The sequence below is a fragment of the Pantoea sp. PA1 genome (assembly GCF_056856975.1).
In genome coordinates this window covers 1-15,266 of the sequence record NZ_JBXGEE010000007.1, presented here as the reverse complement: position 1 = coordinate 15,266, position 15,266 = coordinate 1, and the positions used below count along the sequence as shown (strand labels likewise).

The window sequence follows — 15,266 nt, the reverse complement described above, 5'->3', positions numbered from 1 at the left end:
TCTTTTTGCTGCTGTAAATGTCCGTCCCGGCGGCGCCAGGTCTCTGTTCCGGAATGCCAGAGTGCGTCTCTGCACTGGCTATCCGGCAGGCATCCTGACCTCTTTCTGAGATTGCAGCTTTGATCTGACTGACGCGGCTTCGCTCGCATAATCCCCCGCACTGTCCTTAACTCAAATCTTGTAATCCCGTTCCACTGAGAACTCCCGGAGGACGTTTTGACAACCACATCTGAGACAACGACCAGTGACAATACCCTCACGCTCCGGCGCTGGATAACGATCGGCCTGCCCGCAACCGAGCTTTTTGCCCTGTGGCTTGAGCCGGATACCCTGCCCCGGATTATGAGCCACTTCGCCAGCGTAACACCGGTGAATAAAAGCGATGCGCACTGGCAGGTTGAAGGGCCTCTCGGCAGGCATTACCGCTGGGAAAGCCGGATTGTTGAAGCGCAGCCGGGCGAAGTCATTGCCTGGCGTTCGCTGGACGGCGCGGACATTCCTAACGAAGGTGAACTGCGTTTTCGCCCCGCGCCGGGTGAATGGGGGACCGAACTGGCCCTGACGCTGCAGTTCACCCCACCGGGCGGGGCACTGGGGAAAAAGGTGACCACGTTATTCGATCTGCTGCCGAAAGAGGTGGCCAGCAAAGCGTTACATCGCTTCAAGAGCCTGGCTGAAACCGGTGAAATTCCCACGCTGGAGGGGCAGCCTGCGGGCCGCCATGCCAGCCGTAAGGATAAGGAGAAATAGATGCGCGCACTCTGCTGGAATGGCGTCAACGATCTCAGCGTTGAAACGGTGGCCGATCCTGGTCTGATTAACCCTCATGATGCCATCATACGGGTCAGGCTTACCACGACCTGCGGCTCCGATCTCCACGTCATTGACGGTCTGATCCCGACGATGCGCGAGGGAGATATCCTGGGCCATGAATTTATGGGCGAGGTCGTCGAGGTCGGCAGCGCGGTGAAAAATATCCGCCGCGGTGACCGGGTGGTCGTCCCCTCCTTCATCTCCTGCGGCTCCTGCTGGTATTGCCAGCAACAACTCCCCTCCTGCTGTGACAACACACATCCGCAGTGGGAAAAAGGGGAGACGGCGCTGGGCCATCCGACCGGCGGAATTTACGCTTACAGCCATGCCTTTGGCGGCTATGCGGGCTCGCATGCGGAGTATGTCCGCATCCCCTTTGCCGACAATGACTGCTTTGTCGTTCCCGACGGTGTCACCGATGAGCAGGCGCTGTTCCTCTCCGATGCGACACCCACCGGCTACATGGGTGCCGATTTCTGCAACATCCATCCGGGTGACACGGTGGTGGTCTGGGGCTGTGGCGGCGTCGGCCTGATGGCTCAGCAGAGTGCCTGGCTGATGGGAGCACATCAGGTCATCGGTATCGATCGCTATCCTGAGCGGCTGGCGATGGCGCGGGACTTTGCAGGCAGCATCGCGCTGGATTACACCTCGGTCGATATCCACGAAGCCCTGCTGGAACTGACCGGCGGCCGTGGCCCGGACAGCTGTATCGATGCGGTCGGCATGGAGGCCAGGGGGGAAGGCTTAAGTCAGGTCTACGACAAGACGAAACAGATGCTGCATCTTGAAACGGATGTGGGTGCCGCCCTGCGTCAGGCACTCTACAGCTGCCGCAAAGGCGGCAACATCGCTATCCTGGGCGTGTATGGCGTGATGGATAAGTTTCCGCTGGGGCTGATGATCAACAAGAGTCTGACCATCCGCACCGCCCAGCAGCACGGGCAACGCTATATGCACAGGCTGCTGGAGCATGTTGCGCAGAATGAACTCAACCCGGCGTTTATGGCGACGCATCGCTTCCCGCTGGAAGAAGCGCCGCGCGGCTATGAGATGTTTAAGCATAAAGAAGATGGCTGTGTTCGTGCCGTCTTTGTTCCCTGAGAACAGGATGCCCCTGACCGATTCGGGCGGCTGAGCCGCCCTTTTCTCTTTATCCCCCGCGCTTAACTCAACGTCAGATTATCCTTTTATCGCAGCCCGTTCCCAATGACCAGAGCGGAAGCTGACCGATCAGGATGGCAGGATCATATGAATTTTTTATGAACCTGAAAGCCAAAAAACGATGTTAAATGAATAACCTGCCTGAATGTTGCCGGTACCGCCATCGTTCACATTTTGTAAAAATATTAATCACACTACGTTATCGTTTCATGCATAAATTAGTGCCACCTTTCACTCATGGAGCAGGCAAATGACGCAGTTTGTAGCGATTTTTTTCTCTTCACTCTTTATGTGCAGCAACGTTTTCGCCGGGTCTGTCTCTTCCGTCTCACTCGGGGCCATTTCAACCGCCCTGAATGAACGTATGCAGGTCATGAAAGCCGTGGCAGGTTATAAAGCGCAGCATCATTTACCCGTGGAGGATCTGCCCCGGGAGCAGGTGGTACTGGAGAACATGCTGCACAATGCGCAGCAGGAAGGACTTGAGCCGGAATCGGTGGAACCTTTTATTCACGCCCTGATGAATGCCAGTAAAGCTATTCAGTATCGCTATCGGGCTGACTGGCTTTCCACGCCGGATAGCCTGCAGGCTGTTCCGGATCTGGCAGAGACCCGGCAGCAGATACAACGGCTGGATACACAGTTACTGACGGCGATCAGTCAGCGGCTGATGGCAGGCACCCTGGCTGACGCCGACAAGGACTGCCTGCTCTCGCAGCTCGCAGCCCCCCACCTCAGTGAGGCGGACAAAAACAGCCTCGTGACCTCCCTTTCCCGCATTCAGCGCAGGCATTAGGCGGAGGGCGTCACGCAGACCCTGCAGAACGTTCTGCCCCCAAGGGGGAATCTCAGGATGCGTCACCGGTCATAAGTGAGAACGTTACAGGCATCAGCCCTGTTGCGACTTTTCACTCTGAAGGATAGCGGCAAATGCTGTTCGCGAAAGGATGCGTTTACGTTAATACAGGCATAAGAGCCTGTTGCGCGACAGGCTCTTATGCAGAGTGTTATCAATGCCAGGATCGATTATCAGTGCAGGAGTGAATTAATAATCAAACATCCCGGCGGGGATTTTATGACTCTCTTTTGTATCAGCGTAAGTCCGCGCAGTCTGGTAATCAATCACTGGAATGGGCCAGGTGGGGGCCTTACCTTCATACATCTCGGCAACCCCCATAGCAGCCATGTAAGAAGCCCGGATGGCGGCTTCAGCCGTATTGCCTCCCACGTGCGGGGTGATGAGCACATTATCCAGTGCCGCCAGAGGGTTATCCGGGTGCATCGGCTCATGAGCAATGACATCCAGTCCTGCGCCAGCGATGATGCCATTTTTACAGGCTTCAACCAGATCGTCTTCATTGACCAACCCACCGCGCGCGGTATTGATCAGAAAAGCACCCGGTTTCATCATGGCTAACTTTTCTTTGTTAATCATATTGTGCGTCACTGACGTATCGGGGGCGTGCAGTGAGACGTAATCACTCTCCGTAAAAATTCTCTCCAGGTCTCTTACGACCTCAACCCCATCAGGAAAATCTTTAGCAGGCTTGTAAGGGTCGTAACAAAGCACGTTCATTTCCATCGCCAGACAACGTTTAGCGGTCCGGCTGCCTATGTTTCCGCACCCGATGATCCCCACGGTTTTGCCGTTTAAGGTTGTCATCGGCGTTTTTAATTTTGCCGCATAGTAGTCGACCGGCAGCATGGCACGAAGACGGCTGACATTGCGGCTCATATAAAGCATGAGTAACAACGCCGTCTCCGCAACGGATGTACTGTTCGCAACAGGCGCATAGAGGCATTTGACACCAAAGTCATCAGCAGCCTTCAAATCAACCGCATCAAACCCGGCACCATGCCGGACGAGGACTTTTAAATTCGGTGCTGCCGCCTCAAACACTTTGCGAGACATTTTGGTCACACGAACAATGATGGCATCCGGCTGGTGTAACTGCATGTCTGCAATCACGTCGTCGGTTTCAAAGCCACGCCCGTCAATTAACGTATGCCCCTGCCGTTCAAGCAGAAGTCGTCCATCCTGTTTCAATTCCTGTGGCAAAAGCACTTTCCAGCCCATAATAAAACCTCGTTATTTATAGATTACAGTATGCCTATCAATTTCCAGTAGGGAAGACCGACAGTAAAGAGCACTAAAGAAATAAGGATGAGTATTATCGTGCCTTTTGTATACCAGTCCTTTTGGCTGACATAGCCGTTCCCGTATAAATAAATACTTGCCCCGTTTCCGTAATTACAAAGCAGAGCACCGTATGCGCCAAAGAAGACCAGCATCAACGACAGGGCCATCATATTGACCTGGGTCGCTTTGGCTAAGGTCAGCACCACTGGATATATGGAAACGATATAAGCGGAGTTCGAAACAAAAAAATACTTCACGACCAGACTGAGTAATACCAGAATCACCAGAACCAGAGAGCCGCTAATCGCGTTAAGATTCAGATACAGCTGAAGCTGTGACGCAATCCAGGTATAGAATCCGCCATCATTTAACGCCACGGTCAGACTGTAAAAAGCACCAAACCAGGTAAACATGTTCCAGGCGCCTTTTTCAGCCATCAGGTCATCCCAGTTTAACAATCCAAACACCAGCTCCAGCGCTAACCAGATAAAGGCAACAATATAGAGTCCCATGCCAATCTTATAGCCAATACTCCATCCCAGAATGGCACAGATAAAAAGCACAAACATGATCTTTTCATCCCGCTTCATGGGGCCCATTTCCGCAATCTTTTGCATAACGATGGGTTTTATATTTCCCAGGTCACGCATTTCGGGAGGGAATAACTTGTAGACCACAATGGGGCTGAGAAAAAGAATCAGTAAACCGGGGACCAGAGCGGCTTTGAACCACAGCGCCCACGTTAACTCAATCCCAACGACATTGTTTATCGTCGATGCAATCACGGCATTGGATGCCATTCCGGTTAAAAACAGCGCCGCTGTTGACATGGTAACGACGTGCTGTAAGAGCTCAAGATATGCGCCCAGTTTTCGGGGATTTTTGTCGGGATGGGAATCCAGCGCTTCCGATAAGCCCCTGAAAATCGGGAAGACAATCGCAGACCGTGATGTATTAGATCCCGTTGCCGGGCTCAATATCAGATCGCATATCAGCATGACATAACCCAGGCCAAGCGACGAACGGCCAAAGGAGGTGTTGCCGAATTTAGAAAGTAAAATGTATGCCATACGTTTACCCAGCCCATTTTTCCTGAATGCGCTGCAAGCCAGTAACACGGCCAGGATAAACCAGACGTTCTGTTGTCCCCATCCGTAAAAAAGCGCGTTGGGATCTTTCACGAAAAAAGCCCCAAGCCCTACGATAATCAGGCTGATAATGGGCTCGGAAAACGGTTTCAGAATGAGTCCACACATCAGCGCAAGGCATAAGCCCGCCATATGCCATGTATTAATATCCAGTCCGTCAGGACAGGGTAGCGTCCAGAATAACGCAGGGAAAATAACGACCGGAATAAGCTTTGCTATCTTGCTTTTCATTTTTCGTTCTTCCTGGTTTTATTTTATTACTCATAGTGATTATCAATAATCTCTACATTCTTTCTTTCCATTAAATCGTCTACCCATTGACGATTAACCGTACCGGCTGCGGAATTGACGGCTTTTTCTTTATCTTTCTCAGATAATATTTTTGATTTTTCCAGAACAGAGTAAGCGTCGTCTTTCGGAATGACGATGACGCCATCCCTGTCACCCAGGATGATATCACCAGGATTGACCATGATACCGCCACAGGAAATCGGGACATTAACTTCTCCGGGGCCCTCTTTGTAAGGTCCCGAGGGGGTGGTTCCGGTTGCATAGAGAGGTAATGTTCCCTGAGAGAGAATATCAATGTCTCTGACCGGGCCATCGATAACAATCCCCTCTATTTTTTTGAAGCCCTGTAAATAATTAAACATGATTTCACCCATGATAGCCCGGCTCCGTTCCCCCTCATTGGAAACCACAATCACATCGCCAGGTTGTGAAATATTCATCGCTTTATGGAGCATCATGTTGTCACCCGCTCGGGCTTTGACCGTCAATGCAACCCCGCACATAATTCTGCCGGAGGGGTTCGACATCAGTCTGATTTGCGGGTTCATTCCGCATAATCTCCCCATGCAATCCGCCACATTTGCGGCTGCAATTTTACTGAAAGCTTTAACCAGTTCAGGATCCGGCAATTTTCTCCTGGTGAAAACGCGATTACCCACTGACATGAGCGACTCCTTATTAATATTTTCTGTTTCTGACGTTTTATTTTTCAGTAAGACAAATATCTGTTCCGGCATGAACAAAATGGACATCAGCATCCATCATGTCTGCATAGAATAAAATCATCCCCTCAATGCCCTGAGGGATAACTTTGGATTGTCCTGAATGCGCGACGACCAATGCCGTAATTGCTTCCGGAAGTCGGTATTTATGGGTGTAATACCCACTTAAAAAGCCATGCTGATAAAGCTTACCCGTTTGACTTTTTTTACTGGTGCCCGGCCCACCCGCCCCCATCTCCATCTCTTCCAGCTTGCATACGTCATGCAGTACAGCGGAAACAATCAGAATATCGGTGTCAACTTCATACCCGAATTTTTTCTGGATATTCCGGGCAATAAGCAGGACATTGTCCGTGACATTCTCGGTGTGCTTAACCAAAGAAACATCCGGTGCTCTGATCGCAAACTGTGCATCTTCAATGTTCTCCCATGCACTGTTCCGAAATGCCTCAACCCAGATTTCACATGCAGCATCCGCAAGCCTTCTGTTTTTGACTGCTGCTAACTGAGGGAAAAACTCTTTTATCTTTTCAATAGTGATTTCGCACATTTCCTGCCTCACAAAGTCCTGTCAGATAATAAGGAAGAACCTTCACCCTATCGGAAACCGGGCGAATATATGATCTTGCGGGCATTCTATTTTTTAATACGCACCAACAGAAACAATATTTTATTTATTTCCGACAAAGAAATGTTGTTTATGCATTATTTAAAATTAATTTAACTATTCTGCAATAAGGCCTTCGTTAATCACGCTTACGCCGTCAATATAAAACGGTGAGATTTGCAATTAACCTCACAGAAATTCCGGAGTCTGGTTCATAATAAAACCGTCAACTCCGTTACTGGAAGGCTTATCACCACGCGGGTTGCGTCAGCGATGCCGTGAAAAAGGTCCGGGCGTATCAAATAGCGCCGTTGTTCGGGAGATGAAGTCACGCGCGTAGCGGGATAGATAGCGGTTTTTGTGGTAAATAATGCTCAGCGGACTGAAAACATAGTCATTCTGAAGAAGAACGGGCAGAAACACACCTTCCGGATAGCGTTCCTGTAAGGAGGGTATTCTTATTTCAGTCAGAAAAAAGACACCAAATTCAAACAGGGCAAGCATGACATCGATGGAGTCAACCTCAAATATTCTCCGCGGTTCAAATCCCGCCTCCTCAAAGCATGCGTTAACAATTTTGTGCAGCCGGTAATCCGATTTAAAACAGATAAAGGGAAAGTCTTTGAATTTATCAAGCGTCGTACCCTGCTGGCATCCTGCGATAAAATTATCCGTGTCACTGCCAAAATGCTCAATCAGCAGATTTTTATTAACGGCAAGATAGAGCCTGTCGTTCATCAATGGGATGGTTTTTAACAGGGGATCATCCCCTTGTTTTATCCCGACAAAAAAATCCAGCTCTCCGGACATCAGCATCTGTTCCATCCTGGCTGATTTTTCGTTTGTCAGGTTTATCGTAATGTTGGGCCATTTTTTAATATAGTCCGGCAGAACCATAGGAAGCCAGTAACTTCCTCTGTAGGGCGTCGCCCCGATATATAACGTGCCAATATGATGATGCTTAATATCGCTTAATCGTGATGAGATATTGTCACTCTCCATCAGTATCTTTATCGCAGAATCATACAGCGCGCTACCGGCCTGAGTGAGTTTAATCTGGGGTTTTCTGTGGAAGAGAATCGTATCATAATAATCCTCTAATTTTTTAATGTGTACACTGAGATTTTGCTGAGAGGTTGAAAGATTTTGTGCAGCCCTGGTGAAATTTAAATTTTCAGCCAGCTCAACAAAGTATCGCATGCTGATTAAGTTCATTATGCCCCCCTGTAAGCCTGTAACCAGCGCGTTTTACTCGCCTGATTTACGGCAGTCTGCGTGCATTGAAATGCTGAAGATAATGATTAAAAATTCAAAGTTGATAAAAGAGATGATGATTCTATATTTGCAAGTAAATGAGGTTAAACGTCGTTAACTTTTTTGCATCATCATCTTTGAATTATCGATTGCCATTATATTTTTTCTCACGCGCTGTGTCCCCCGACAACCTGAGCTGAAGCGATGGTTTTTTTAATACGTGTGAGCGATGGCTCTTTATGCATTGCCCGATACCGGCTGTACCCTTATCCGGTGCCGCAGTCTCAGGGTGGATGCACAGTGCATTACGCACCTTAAGAGGTCGCCGTATCGTTATAACGATACGGCGAAAATGATCAGGCGGGGGTAAATGACGTTGTATGCCTCAGTGATACAGAGAACAGCGAACTCAGGCGCTGGATCTGACCCGCATCCGTTAACCGCGCAGCCGCAGTGTGGCCGGCAAGACCAGCTGGCTCTCGGTGGGATCGTCTCCCCGGATCAGGGTGGTCAGCATGGAGAAACAGGCCTGCGCCAGCGCCGGGACATTCTGCTCTACCGTATCGATCGGAATGGAGAGCGAATCATACAGATAGTGATCGTCAAAACTGGCGATGCGGATATCGCGGGTCAGCAGGTGATGCTCGCTCATGTAGCGCAGCACCCCTTCCAGCAGACCACAGGCGGCGGTGAACATCGCTTTAGGAGGACGTCCCAGCCGGTCACACAAGGCCGAAAACATCTCATAGCCGCTGCCGGGATGGTAGTTACCCTGAATAATCCACTCCGGTTGCAGGGTCACCCCCGCGCGCGCCAGCCCCTGCCGGAATCCCGACAGACGATCCTGGGTGGGCGACAGCGCAGACTGTCCGCCAAGGAAGTAGATCTCTTCCGGACAGGCGCGCGCCAGTTTTTCAACGAGATCGGCGGTAGGGGTGACCGAGTCGGTGATCACCCAGGGAAGCGCGGTGTTGTTCATATGGCGATCAAACAGCAGTACCGGTAACTGTTCGCTGAGGCTGACATAGTCACTGTCATCCAGCATGCTTGAGGCGACAATCAGCCCATCGACCTGACGGGCAACCAGGTTATTCACGACCACCCTCTCCTGAGCACCATTTTCATCGGTACAGGAGATCAGCAGCTGGAGACCGGCTGCCCGGCAGAGATTTTCCAGCGCATGCGAAAAGGCCGCGAAACCGTGGTTAGTGATCTCCGGCACCACCAGCCCCAGCGTGTGGCTGCGGGCATCATGCAGCATCCGGGCGTGGATGCTGGGCTGATAATGGTGTTCACGGGCCAGCGTCAGAACCCGCTCACGCGTCTCCTTTGCCACCCGTAACTCTTCGCCACGGCCATTAAGCACCAGGCTGGCAGTGGCTTTTGAAACGCCAGCCAGCCCGGCAATGTCACTGATAGTAACGCGTTTGGTTTTTCTCACGGCAGGGCACGGTTGATGGGACAGGCCGTTATTCTACCATGCAGCGACGCAACGACCAGTAGCGGGCCGTCAGTTCTGCGCCTCCGCGCAGGGTGAGCTTCGCCGGTGCGTCCGGAAAATAGCGGCTGCTCATCACGCCCTCCCCGTCATTGATGAAAATCTCCACGCTGGAGTGGTCGCAGAGGATCTGCAACCGACGGGCTGCCCCTGTCCAGTAGCGGAAGATCCACTCGCCCGAAACCAGACTGCGACGGGCAAGCCGCAGTTCATCCTGCTGCCACGACAGGATCAGCGTATCGGCAAAATTGAGTTCGATATCCCCCTGACTCTCCAGAATCAGCTCCAGTCGCGTGGCGGCGATCGGAGGCATGTCATCAGCGCGACCCTGATAGTGCTGCTCCGCTTCGCGCAGCGCCTGCAGTTCGGCAACCGGCTGCTGACAGAGCCGCCCGTTGCGTGAGCTCAGTTCACGCAGGCAGGTCATCTGGTGGATCCAGCGATGCGCGACCGTCGGCTGGGCCATCTCTTCGCCATCCGGCGTGCCCATCCAGCCCACCAGCAGACGCCGTCCGTCCGCAGTAAGCGTGGTCTGCGGCGCATAAAATTCAAACCCGGCATCCATTTCATTCAGCGGGCCGTGTGTATATTCAGCCCGCTCATAATTCAGAGAGCCGCTCAGCCAGGCGCAGGCGTGGCTGTTCAGGTAGCGTTTTTCTTCCGGCGCCACGCCCTGCGGACAGCAGATCAGATAGGTGCTGTCGCCCAGCGTGAACATATCCGGGCATTCCCACATGTAGCCCGCAGCACCCAGTCCCCCCCGCTCGCTGCCCGCTATTTCGCCGAGAGAGTGCCACGCGCGCAGATCGTCAGAACGCAGTAACAACACCCTGCCCTGCCGCTGCGTGGTCTGCGCCGCCAGAACCATGTACCAGTGGTTTTCGTGCCGCCACACTTTTGGATCGCGGACGTGGCCGGTGTAGCCCTCCGGCACGGCAATGACCGGGCCGAGTTTGTCGAATCCCCCTGCGCTGTTCTGCTGCGCCAGGCATTGCCACGCGGTGCGCGAGCCATCCTCAAATTTGACGTTACCGGTGTAGATCAGCGTCAGCACGCCGTTCTCCTCCACTGCGCTGCCGGAGTAACAACCGCTGCGGTCATACTCCTCATCAGGCATCAGGGCAATGGGCTGATGCTGCCAGTGCAGCAGATCCGCTGAGCGCCAGTGACCCCAGCACTTATGCTGATGTGCACACCCCAGCGGGTTCCACTGGTAAAAGAGATGATAGTGTCCGTCAAAATGGATAAAGCCGTTAGGATCGTTGAGCAGCCCGGTCACCGGTGCCAGATGCCAGCCGGGATAGTGGCGGTCGCTGAGCGCCGCGGGCATACCCTGCATGACCGCCTGCAGGATAGCGGCCAGACGTGTTGATGCGCTCATTATTCCGCGTCCGTTTTATATTTGAGCAGGTAAGAGATCACAAACGCCGAAATGAAGGCGATGGCGATACCGATAATATAGTTCAGCAGCGATCCGGCCTGCACGATGGCCATGCCCGGCAGACCGGTCAGGCCGACGGCGGTCATGTAGACGTGCACCGAAACCACCCAGGCTCCCCCCAGCGCGCCCCCGACCAGGCCGGCAATGAAAGGCTTCATAAAGCGCAGGTTAATACCAAAGATCGCGGCTTCCGTGATCCCCAGCAGCGCAGAGAAAGCGGAGGGCAGCGAAATCGCTTTGATTTTTGCATCGCGGGTTTTAAACCACACCGCCAGGCAGGCACCGCCCTGAGCGACATTCGCCATCGCCCAGACAGGCAGCAGGAAGTTTACCCCGATGGAGGGGTTACCCAGCAGCCCCGCCTCGATAGCGTGAAAGCTGTGATGCACACCGGTAATGACGATCACGGAATAGAGTCCGCCGAACACCAGGCCTGCCAGCCAGCCTGCGTGTGCGATCAGGGTGCTGAGCACAAAGGAGATGCCATCACCCAGCATACGGCCGGCCGGACCGATGATCAGCAGCGCAATGAAGCCGGACAGAATCACCGTCAGAAACGGGGTCAGGATCAGATCGAGGGCATCCGGAATAACCCGGCGCAGCTGCTTTTCCAGCATACTCATAAACCACACTGCCAGCAGCACCGGGAATACCGTCCCCTGATAGCCGATCATCGCCACTTCAAAACCAAAGAAGTTCATGGTGTGGAAACCCGACGCGACCCCCCAGGCGTTAGTCAGGGCCGGATGCGTCAGGATGCCGCCGAGGGTCGCGCCGAGAAAGGGGTTACCGCCAAACTCGCGCGCCGCCGTAAAGCCAATCAGGATCGGCAGGATAATAAAGGCCGCCGAGCTGCACATATCGAGCATGATATAGAGCGCATTCTCCGGGTTAACCCAGCCGTAGGTTTTGACCATCCCCAGCAGGCCCATCAGCAGCCCCGACGCCACAATGGCCGGAATGATCGGCACAAAGATGTTCGACAACAGACGCGCGATTCGCTGGAAAGGGTTGAGCTTACGGGCCGCAATATCCGCCGCCTCCGACTTGCTCGATTCGCTGATGCCCGCCTCGGCGATGAACGCCGCATACACCTTGTTCACCACGCCGGTGCCAAAGATCACCTGAAGCTGTCCCGCATTGCGGAAGCACCCCTTTACTCCCTCAATCCGGCCAATGGCAGCTGTGTCCGCCAGCGCATCATCGGCCAGCACCAGCCTCAGCCGGGTAGCGCAGTGTGCGGCACTGGCGATGTTCGCTTTGCCACCCAGCAGGGGCAGGAGTGCCCGGGAAATCTTCACATAGTCCATACATACCTCTGTCTTGTTATGTTTTTATCCGCGTGACTATCCGGCCCCGGATGCGGGGCCAGCCGGTCAGAACCAGGTTTCCATCTGAACGCCGAAGTTCCATTCGCCACCGGCATCAAACCCTTTACTGCCGAAGGCGTCGTCACTGGCATAGTTATCCAGCCGGTGATCCCAGTCCATCCAGGTAGCAAAGAGCCGGATTTCCGGGCGCTTGAGGAAGTCACCGACATCACCGGCTTTCAGCGTGGGCGCCACGGTGAGCTTGGTGAAGCTGCCGCTGACCGCGTTGCGATTGTTATACCCCTGCGGACGCAGATCCATGTACTGATAGGAGCCCTCATACTGCATCTCAAAGTTCTGCGTGATCTCCTGAATCAGCCGCAGGTTGGCCGTCGCCCAGTCGTAGCTGTCCCCTCTGACGTAACGGTCGTCACTGCGCTGCGCCAGTAAAGCAGGCGCAATGTGCCAGCCTCCGCCCAGCGGCGTGATGCCGTAACTTGCCAGACGCCAGGTGCTGGCCTCCGGCAGCAGTGCGCCGTCAGAGCCAATGGATTTCACCTCCGCTCCCAGTCCGTGACCGTAAAGCAGTGCAGTTTTCGACGAACCGTCTGTCAGCCCATAGAAGCTGTCGTTATGCAGGCCCAGCAGCGCGTGGACGCCGGTATTGGCTGCATCGCTTTTGACTTTGTTACCCTCAATATCCCGGCGGTCATCGTTATCTTTTGCCCGCAGGCCGCTGACCATCATCTGCACCGGACCGACAAAGTTGTTCAGTGACAGGATGTAGTTCTGCGCGGTGTTTTCGTTGTTTTCAATGTCGCCGAAAGTACGGCCATAGAGAGAGAGGTTGCTGCGCGCCTGATCGCTCCATTTCATGTCGTAGATACCGGCACCGGTTCCGGCAAGGAACACCACATCGGAGTCGATCCAGTGGATATCAAAGTTATCACGGTCAAAACGCTTACCGGCCCAGACGGTGGCGTTGTCGAAGGCACCGGTAAAAGTAGGCAGCTGGCCCAGTTCGACAAACGCCTGACGCAGATTGAGGTCGCTGCTGGTGGCCGTCCAGTCGTTATAGGTCCGCTGCCCGTCGGCCAGCATCGCTTTAAAACGGGTTGTGGCCCCGCTGGCCAGCGTCTGCTTATGCTCCAGATTCAGCTCAACGTAGGTGTCCGGTTCATTACCCAGACGACCAACGTGACCGCCGGTCTCCCCGGCGGGGGTTACGGTCGGACCGCCCTGGGTTTTCGCGGCTGAACTGTTCATCAGCAGGCCGGATCGGGCATAGCCGTGAAATTCAAAGCCGCCTTCATCGGCCGAATGCTGCTCCAGCTTCGCGGTGCGCTGTTCGACCTGAGCGGCAGAGGCCTGATTCTGCTGCTGAACCGCCGCGAGCTGCTGAGCCTGCTTCTCAGCAGCTCGCGCGCGGGTTTCGGCGGCATCCGCCCGCTGCTCGGCCGCCTGAAGCCGCTGCTCCATGGCTGCCAGACGGGCTTCGATACTGCTCATGCTGGAATCGGCCCAGACGGGAGAGGAAAGCAACAGGGTAGAAAGGGTCACTGCAATGGTGCTTTTTTTCATTTTTTTATGTCCCTGAGAGGAGGCTATCATCACCGGCTTTTTGCTAAACCGGTTTAGGCCAAATCATAGCCACGGGTAATTTCCCTTCGCAACGAAAATAGCTAAACCGGTTTAGTGATTGTGAGATAGTTCGCAAAACAGGGGTAAAAAGCAGGGATTACTCCGTCAGTTCGTGAAGCTGGTGGAGCCAGGGGAGTGCAGTCATGGCACCTTTAGCCGTGGTAGCGAGTGCACCGCAGCGCTGGGCACTCGCCAGCGCGCGGGCCAGCTGCGATTCATTTGCGGGCAGACCCGACTTTGCGAGTTCCCACAATAACCCCGCTACGAAGGCATCGCCTGCGCCCGTCGTATCGACACTGACCACAGGGGAGGTGCTGTAGTGCGCAACCCGGCCCTGATAACAGGCCAGCACCCCTTCCCTGCCCCGCGTCACCAGCAACAAATTGATCTGATAACGCGACGCCAGTTGCAGCATGCGCCCGGCCGCTTCACCCTCCGGACAGAGAAAATCGAGCTCTTCATCTGACAGTTTAACGACGTCGGCGTGGCTGAGCGCCTCGCTCACCACCGCCTGCAGCAGTGCCGGATCGGGCCAGAGGTCATGGCGCAGATTCAAATCAAAACTGACATGCCCGCCTGCGGCCCGGATCTGTTCCATCGCCTTCAGCGTGGTGGTACGCGAAGGCTCTGCCGCTAAGGCGATGGAACAGCAGTGCAGCCACTCCCCGCGGCCGAACGCAGGCAGGTCGCCCGGTTCAAGAAACAGGTCGGCGCTTGGCCTCACCATAAAGGTAAAGGAGCGTTCGCCCTGTTCATCCAGCCCGACCACCACCGTCGAGGTGCGGTGCCGGGGATCGGTTATCATGGCCCCGGTGTCGACCTGCTCTTCCTGCAGCGTCTGCCGCATGAATTCACCAAAGGGATCCGAGCCAACCCGACCGATAAACGCGCTGTTTCCCCCCAGACGCGCGACGCCCACTGCGACATTGGCGGGCGCCCCGCCCGGACACTGCATTAACCGACCCGGCATTTCGGGAAGTAAATCCACCACGGCATCGCCGAGGCACCACACGCGAACTGACATACATACTCCTTTAATCAGACCTGAACGCTAAACCGTTTTAGCTATAGCGGGAAACGATGCCGACTTCAAGTGTTCTTCTGCTGGAGTGATACCTCGCTGACAGCCGCGAGCAGGTCATTGAGGTAAAGAAGCGATATAAAAAAACCGGCCTGAGCCGGTTTCGTTTTCGCTGAAGCGAGGAGGGTTACTTCATGGTGGCGAGAATCTGCCGGA

13 protein-coding genes are annotated in these 15,266 nt (G+C 54.1%); 3 read left to right on the top strand and 10 right to left on the bottom strand.

All coding sequences use genetic code 11. The features are described 5' to 3' along the window. Positions 1-216 precede the first annotated feature (216 nt). The 3 genes from AC1V0D_RS19795 to AC1V0D_RS19785 all read left to right on the top strand — a co-directional run bounded on the left by AC1V0D_RS19795 (position 217) and on the right by AC1V0D_RS19785 (position 2,773). Complete coding sequence (locus tag AC1V0D_RS19795; protein ID WP_058958374.1) at positions 217-750, top strand: SRPBCC family protein; 534 nt, start codon at positions 217-219, stop codon at positions 748-750. After that, the gene (locus AC1V0D_RS19790; protein ID WP_482907922.1) at positions 751-1,917 is read left to right on the top strand and encodes a zinc-dependent alcohol dehydrogenase; all 1,167 of its coding nucleotides are present in this window, start codon (positions 751-753) and stop codon (positions 1,915-1,917) included. A 310-nt stretch (positions 1,918-2,227) separates the two neighbouring features. After that, on the top strand, positions 2,228-2,773 hold the full coding sequence (locus tag AC1V0D_RS19785) for a chorismate mutase (RefSeq protein ID WP_482907921.1): 546 nt from the start codon (positions 2,228-2,230) through the stop codon (positions 2,771-2,773). Between the two features lie 249 nt (positions 2,774-3,022). On the opposite strand, the gene AC1V0D_RS19780 is transcribed toward AC1V0D_RS19785, so the two are convergent. From AC1V0D_RS19780 to AC1V0D_RS19735, 10 genes are all read right to left on the bottom strand, one after another. Further along, positions 3,023-4,054, bottom strand: coding sequence for a hydroxyacid dehydrogenase (locus AC1V0D_RS19780; RefSeq protein WP_267372769.1), 1,032 nt, complete (start codon positions 4,052-4,054; stop codon positions 3,023-3,025). Between the two features lie 23 nt (positions 4,055-4,077). Beyond that, the gene (locus AC1V0D_RS19775; RefSeq protein WP_482907920.1) at positions 4,078-5,496 is read right to left on the bottom strand and encodes a DASS family sodium-coupled anion symporter; all 1,419 of its coding nucleotides are present in this window, start codon (positions 5,494-5,496) and stop codon (positions 4,078-4,080) included. A gap of 26 nt (positions 5,497-5,522) precedes the next feature. Beyond that, positions 5,523-6,221 carry an RraA family protein gene (locus tag AC1V0D_RS19770; protein WP_009093243.1) on the bottom strand — a complete coding sequence of 233 codons (699 nt, stop codon included), beginning with the start codon at positions 6,219-6,221 and terminating at the stop codon, positions 5,523-5,525. A gap of 37 nt (positions 6,222-6,258) precedes the next feature. Beyond that, on the bottom strand, positions 6,259-6,828 hold the full coding sequence (locus AC1V0D_RS19765) for an HD domain-containing protein (RefSeq protein WP_058958379.1): 570 nt from the start codon (positions 6,826-6,828) through the stop codon (positions 6,259-6,261). 324 nt (positions 6,829-7,152) lie between these two features. Then, positions 7,153-8,100, bottom strand: a complete 948-nt coding sequence (locus AC1V0D_RS19760) for a LysR family transcriptional regulator (protein WP_482907919.1) — start codon at positions 8,098-8,100, stop codon at positions 7,153-7,155. 475 nt (positions 8,101-8,575) lie between these two features. Next, positions 8,576-9,580 (bottom strand): substrate-binding domain-containing protein, encoded by a 1,005-nt coding sequence (locus AC1V0D_RS19755; protein WP_009093246.1) that lies wholly within the window; start codon positions 9,578-9,580, stop codon positions 8,576-8,578. A gap of 28 nt (positions 9,581-9,608) precedes the next feature. Then, complete coding sequence (locus AC1V0D_RS19750; RefSeq protein WP_482907918.1) at positions 9,609-11,018, bottom strand: sucrose-6-phosphate hydrolase; 1,410 nt, start codon at positions 11,016-11,018, stop codon at positions 9,609-9,611. Beyond that, positions 11,018-12,388, bottom strand: coding sequence for a sucrose-specific PTS transporter subunit IIBC (locus AC1V0D_RS19745; RefSeq protein WP_046103061.1), 1,371 nt, complete (start codon positions 12,386-12,388; stop codon positions 11,018-11,020). Before AC1V0D_RS19745 ends, AC1V0D_RS19750 begins: the two co-directional genes overlap by 1 nt. A gap of 66 nt (positions 12,389-12,454) precedes the next feature. Beyond that, positions 12,455-13,969 (bottom strand): carbohydrate porin, encoded by a 1,515-nt coding sequence (locus tag AC1V0D_RS19740; RefSeq protein ID WP_482907917.1) that lies wholly within the window; start codon positions 13,967-13,969, stop codon positions 12,455-12,457. 157 nt (positions 13,970-14,126) lie between these two features. Next, a complete protein-coding gene (locus AC1V0D_RS19735; RefSeq protein ID WP_482907916.1) occupies positions 14,127-15,053 on the bottom strand; it encodes an aminoimidazole riboside kinase in 927 nt (308 codons plus the stop codon). Between the last annotated feature and the right edge of the window lie 213 nt (positions 15,054-15,266).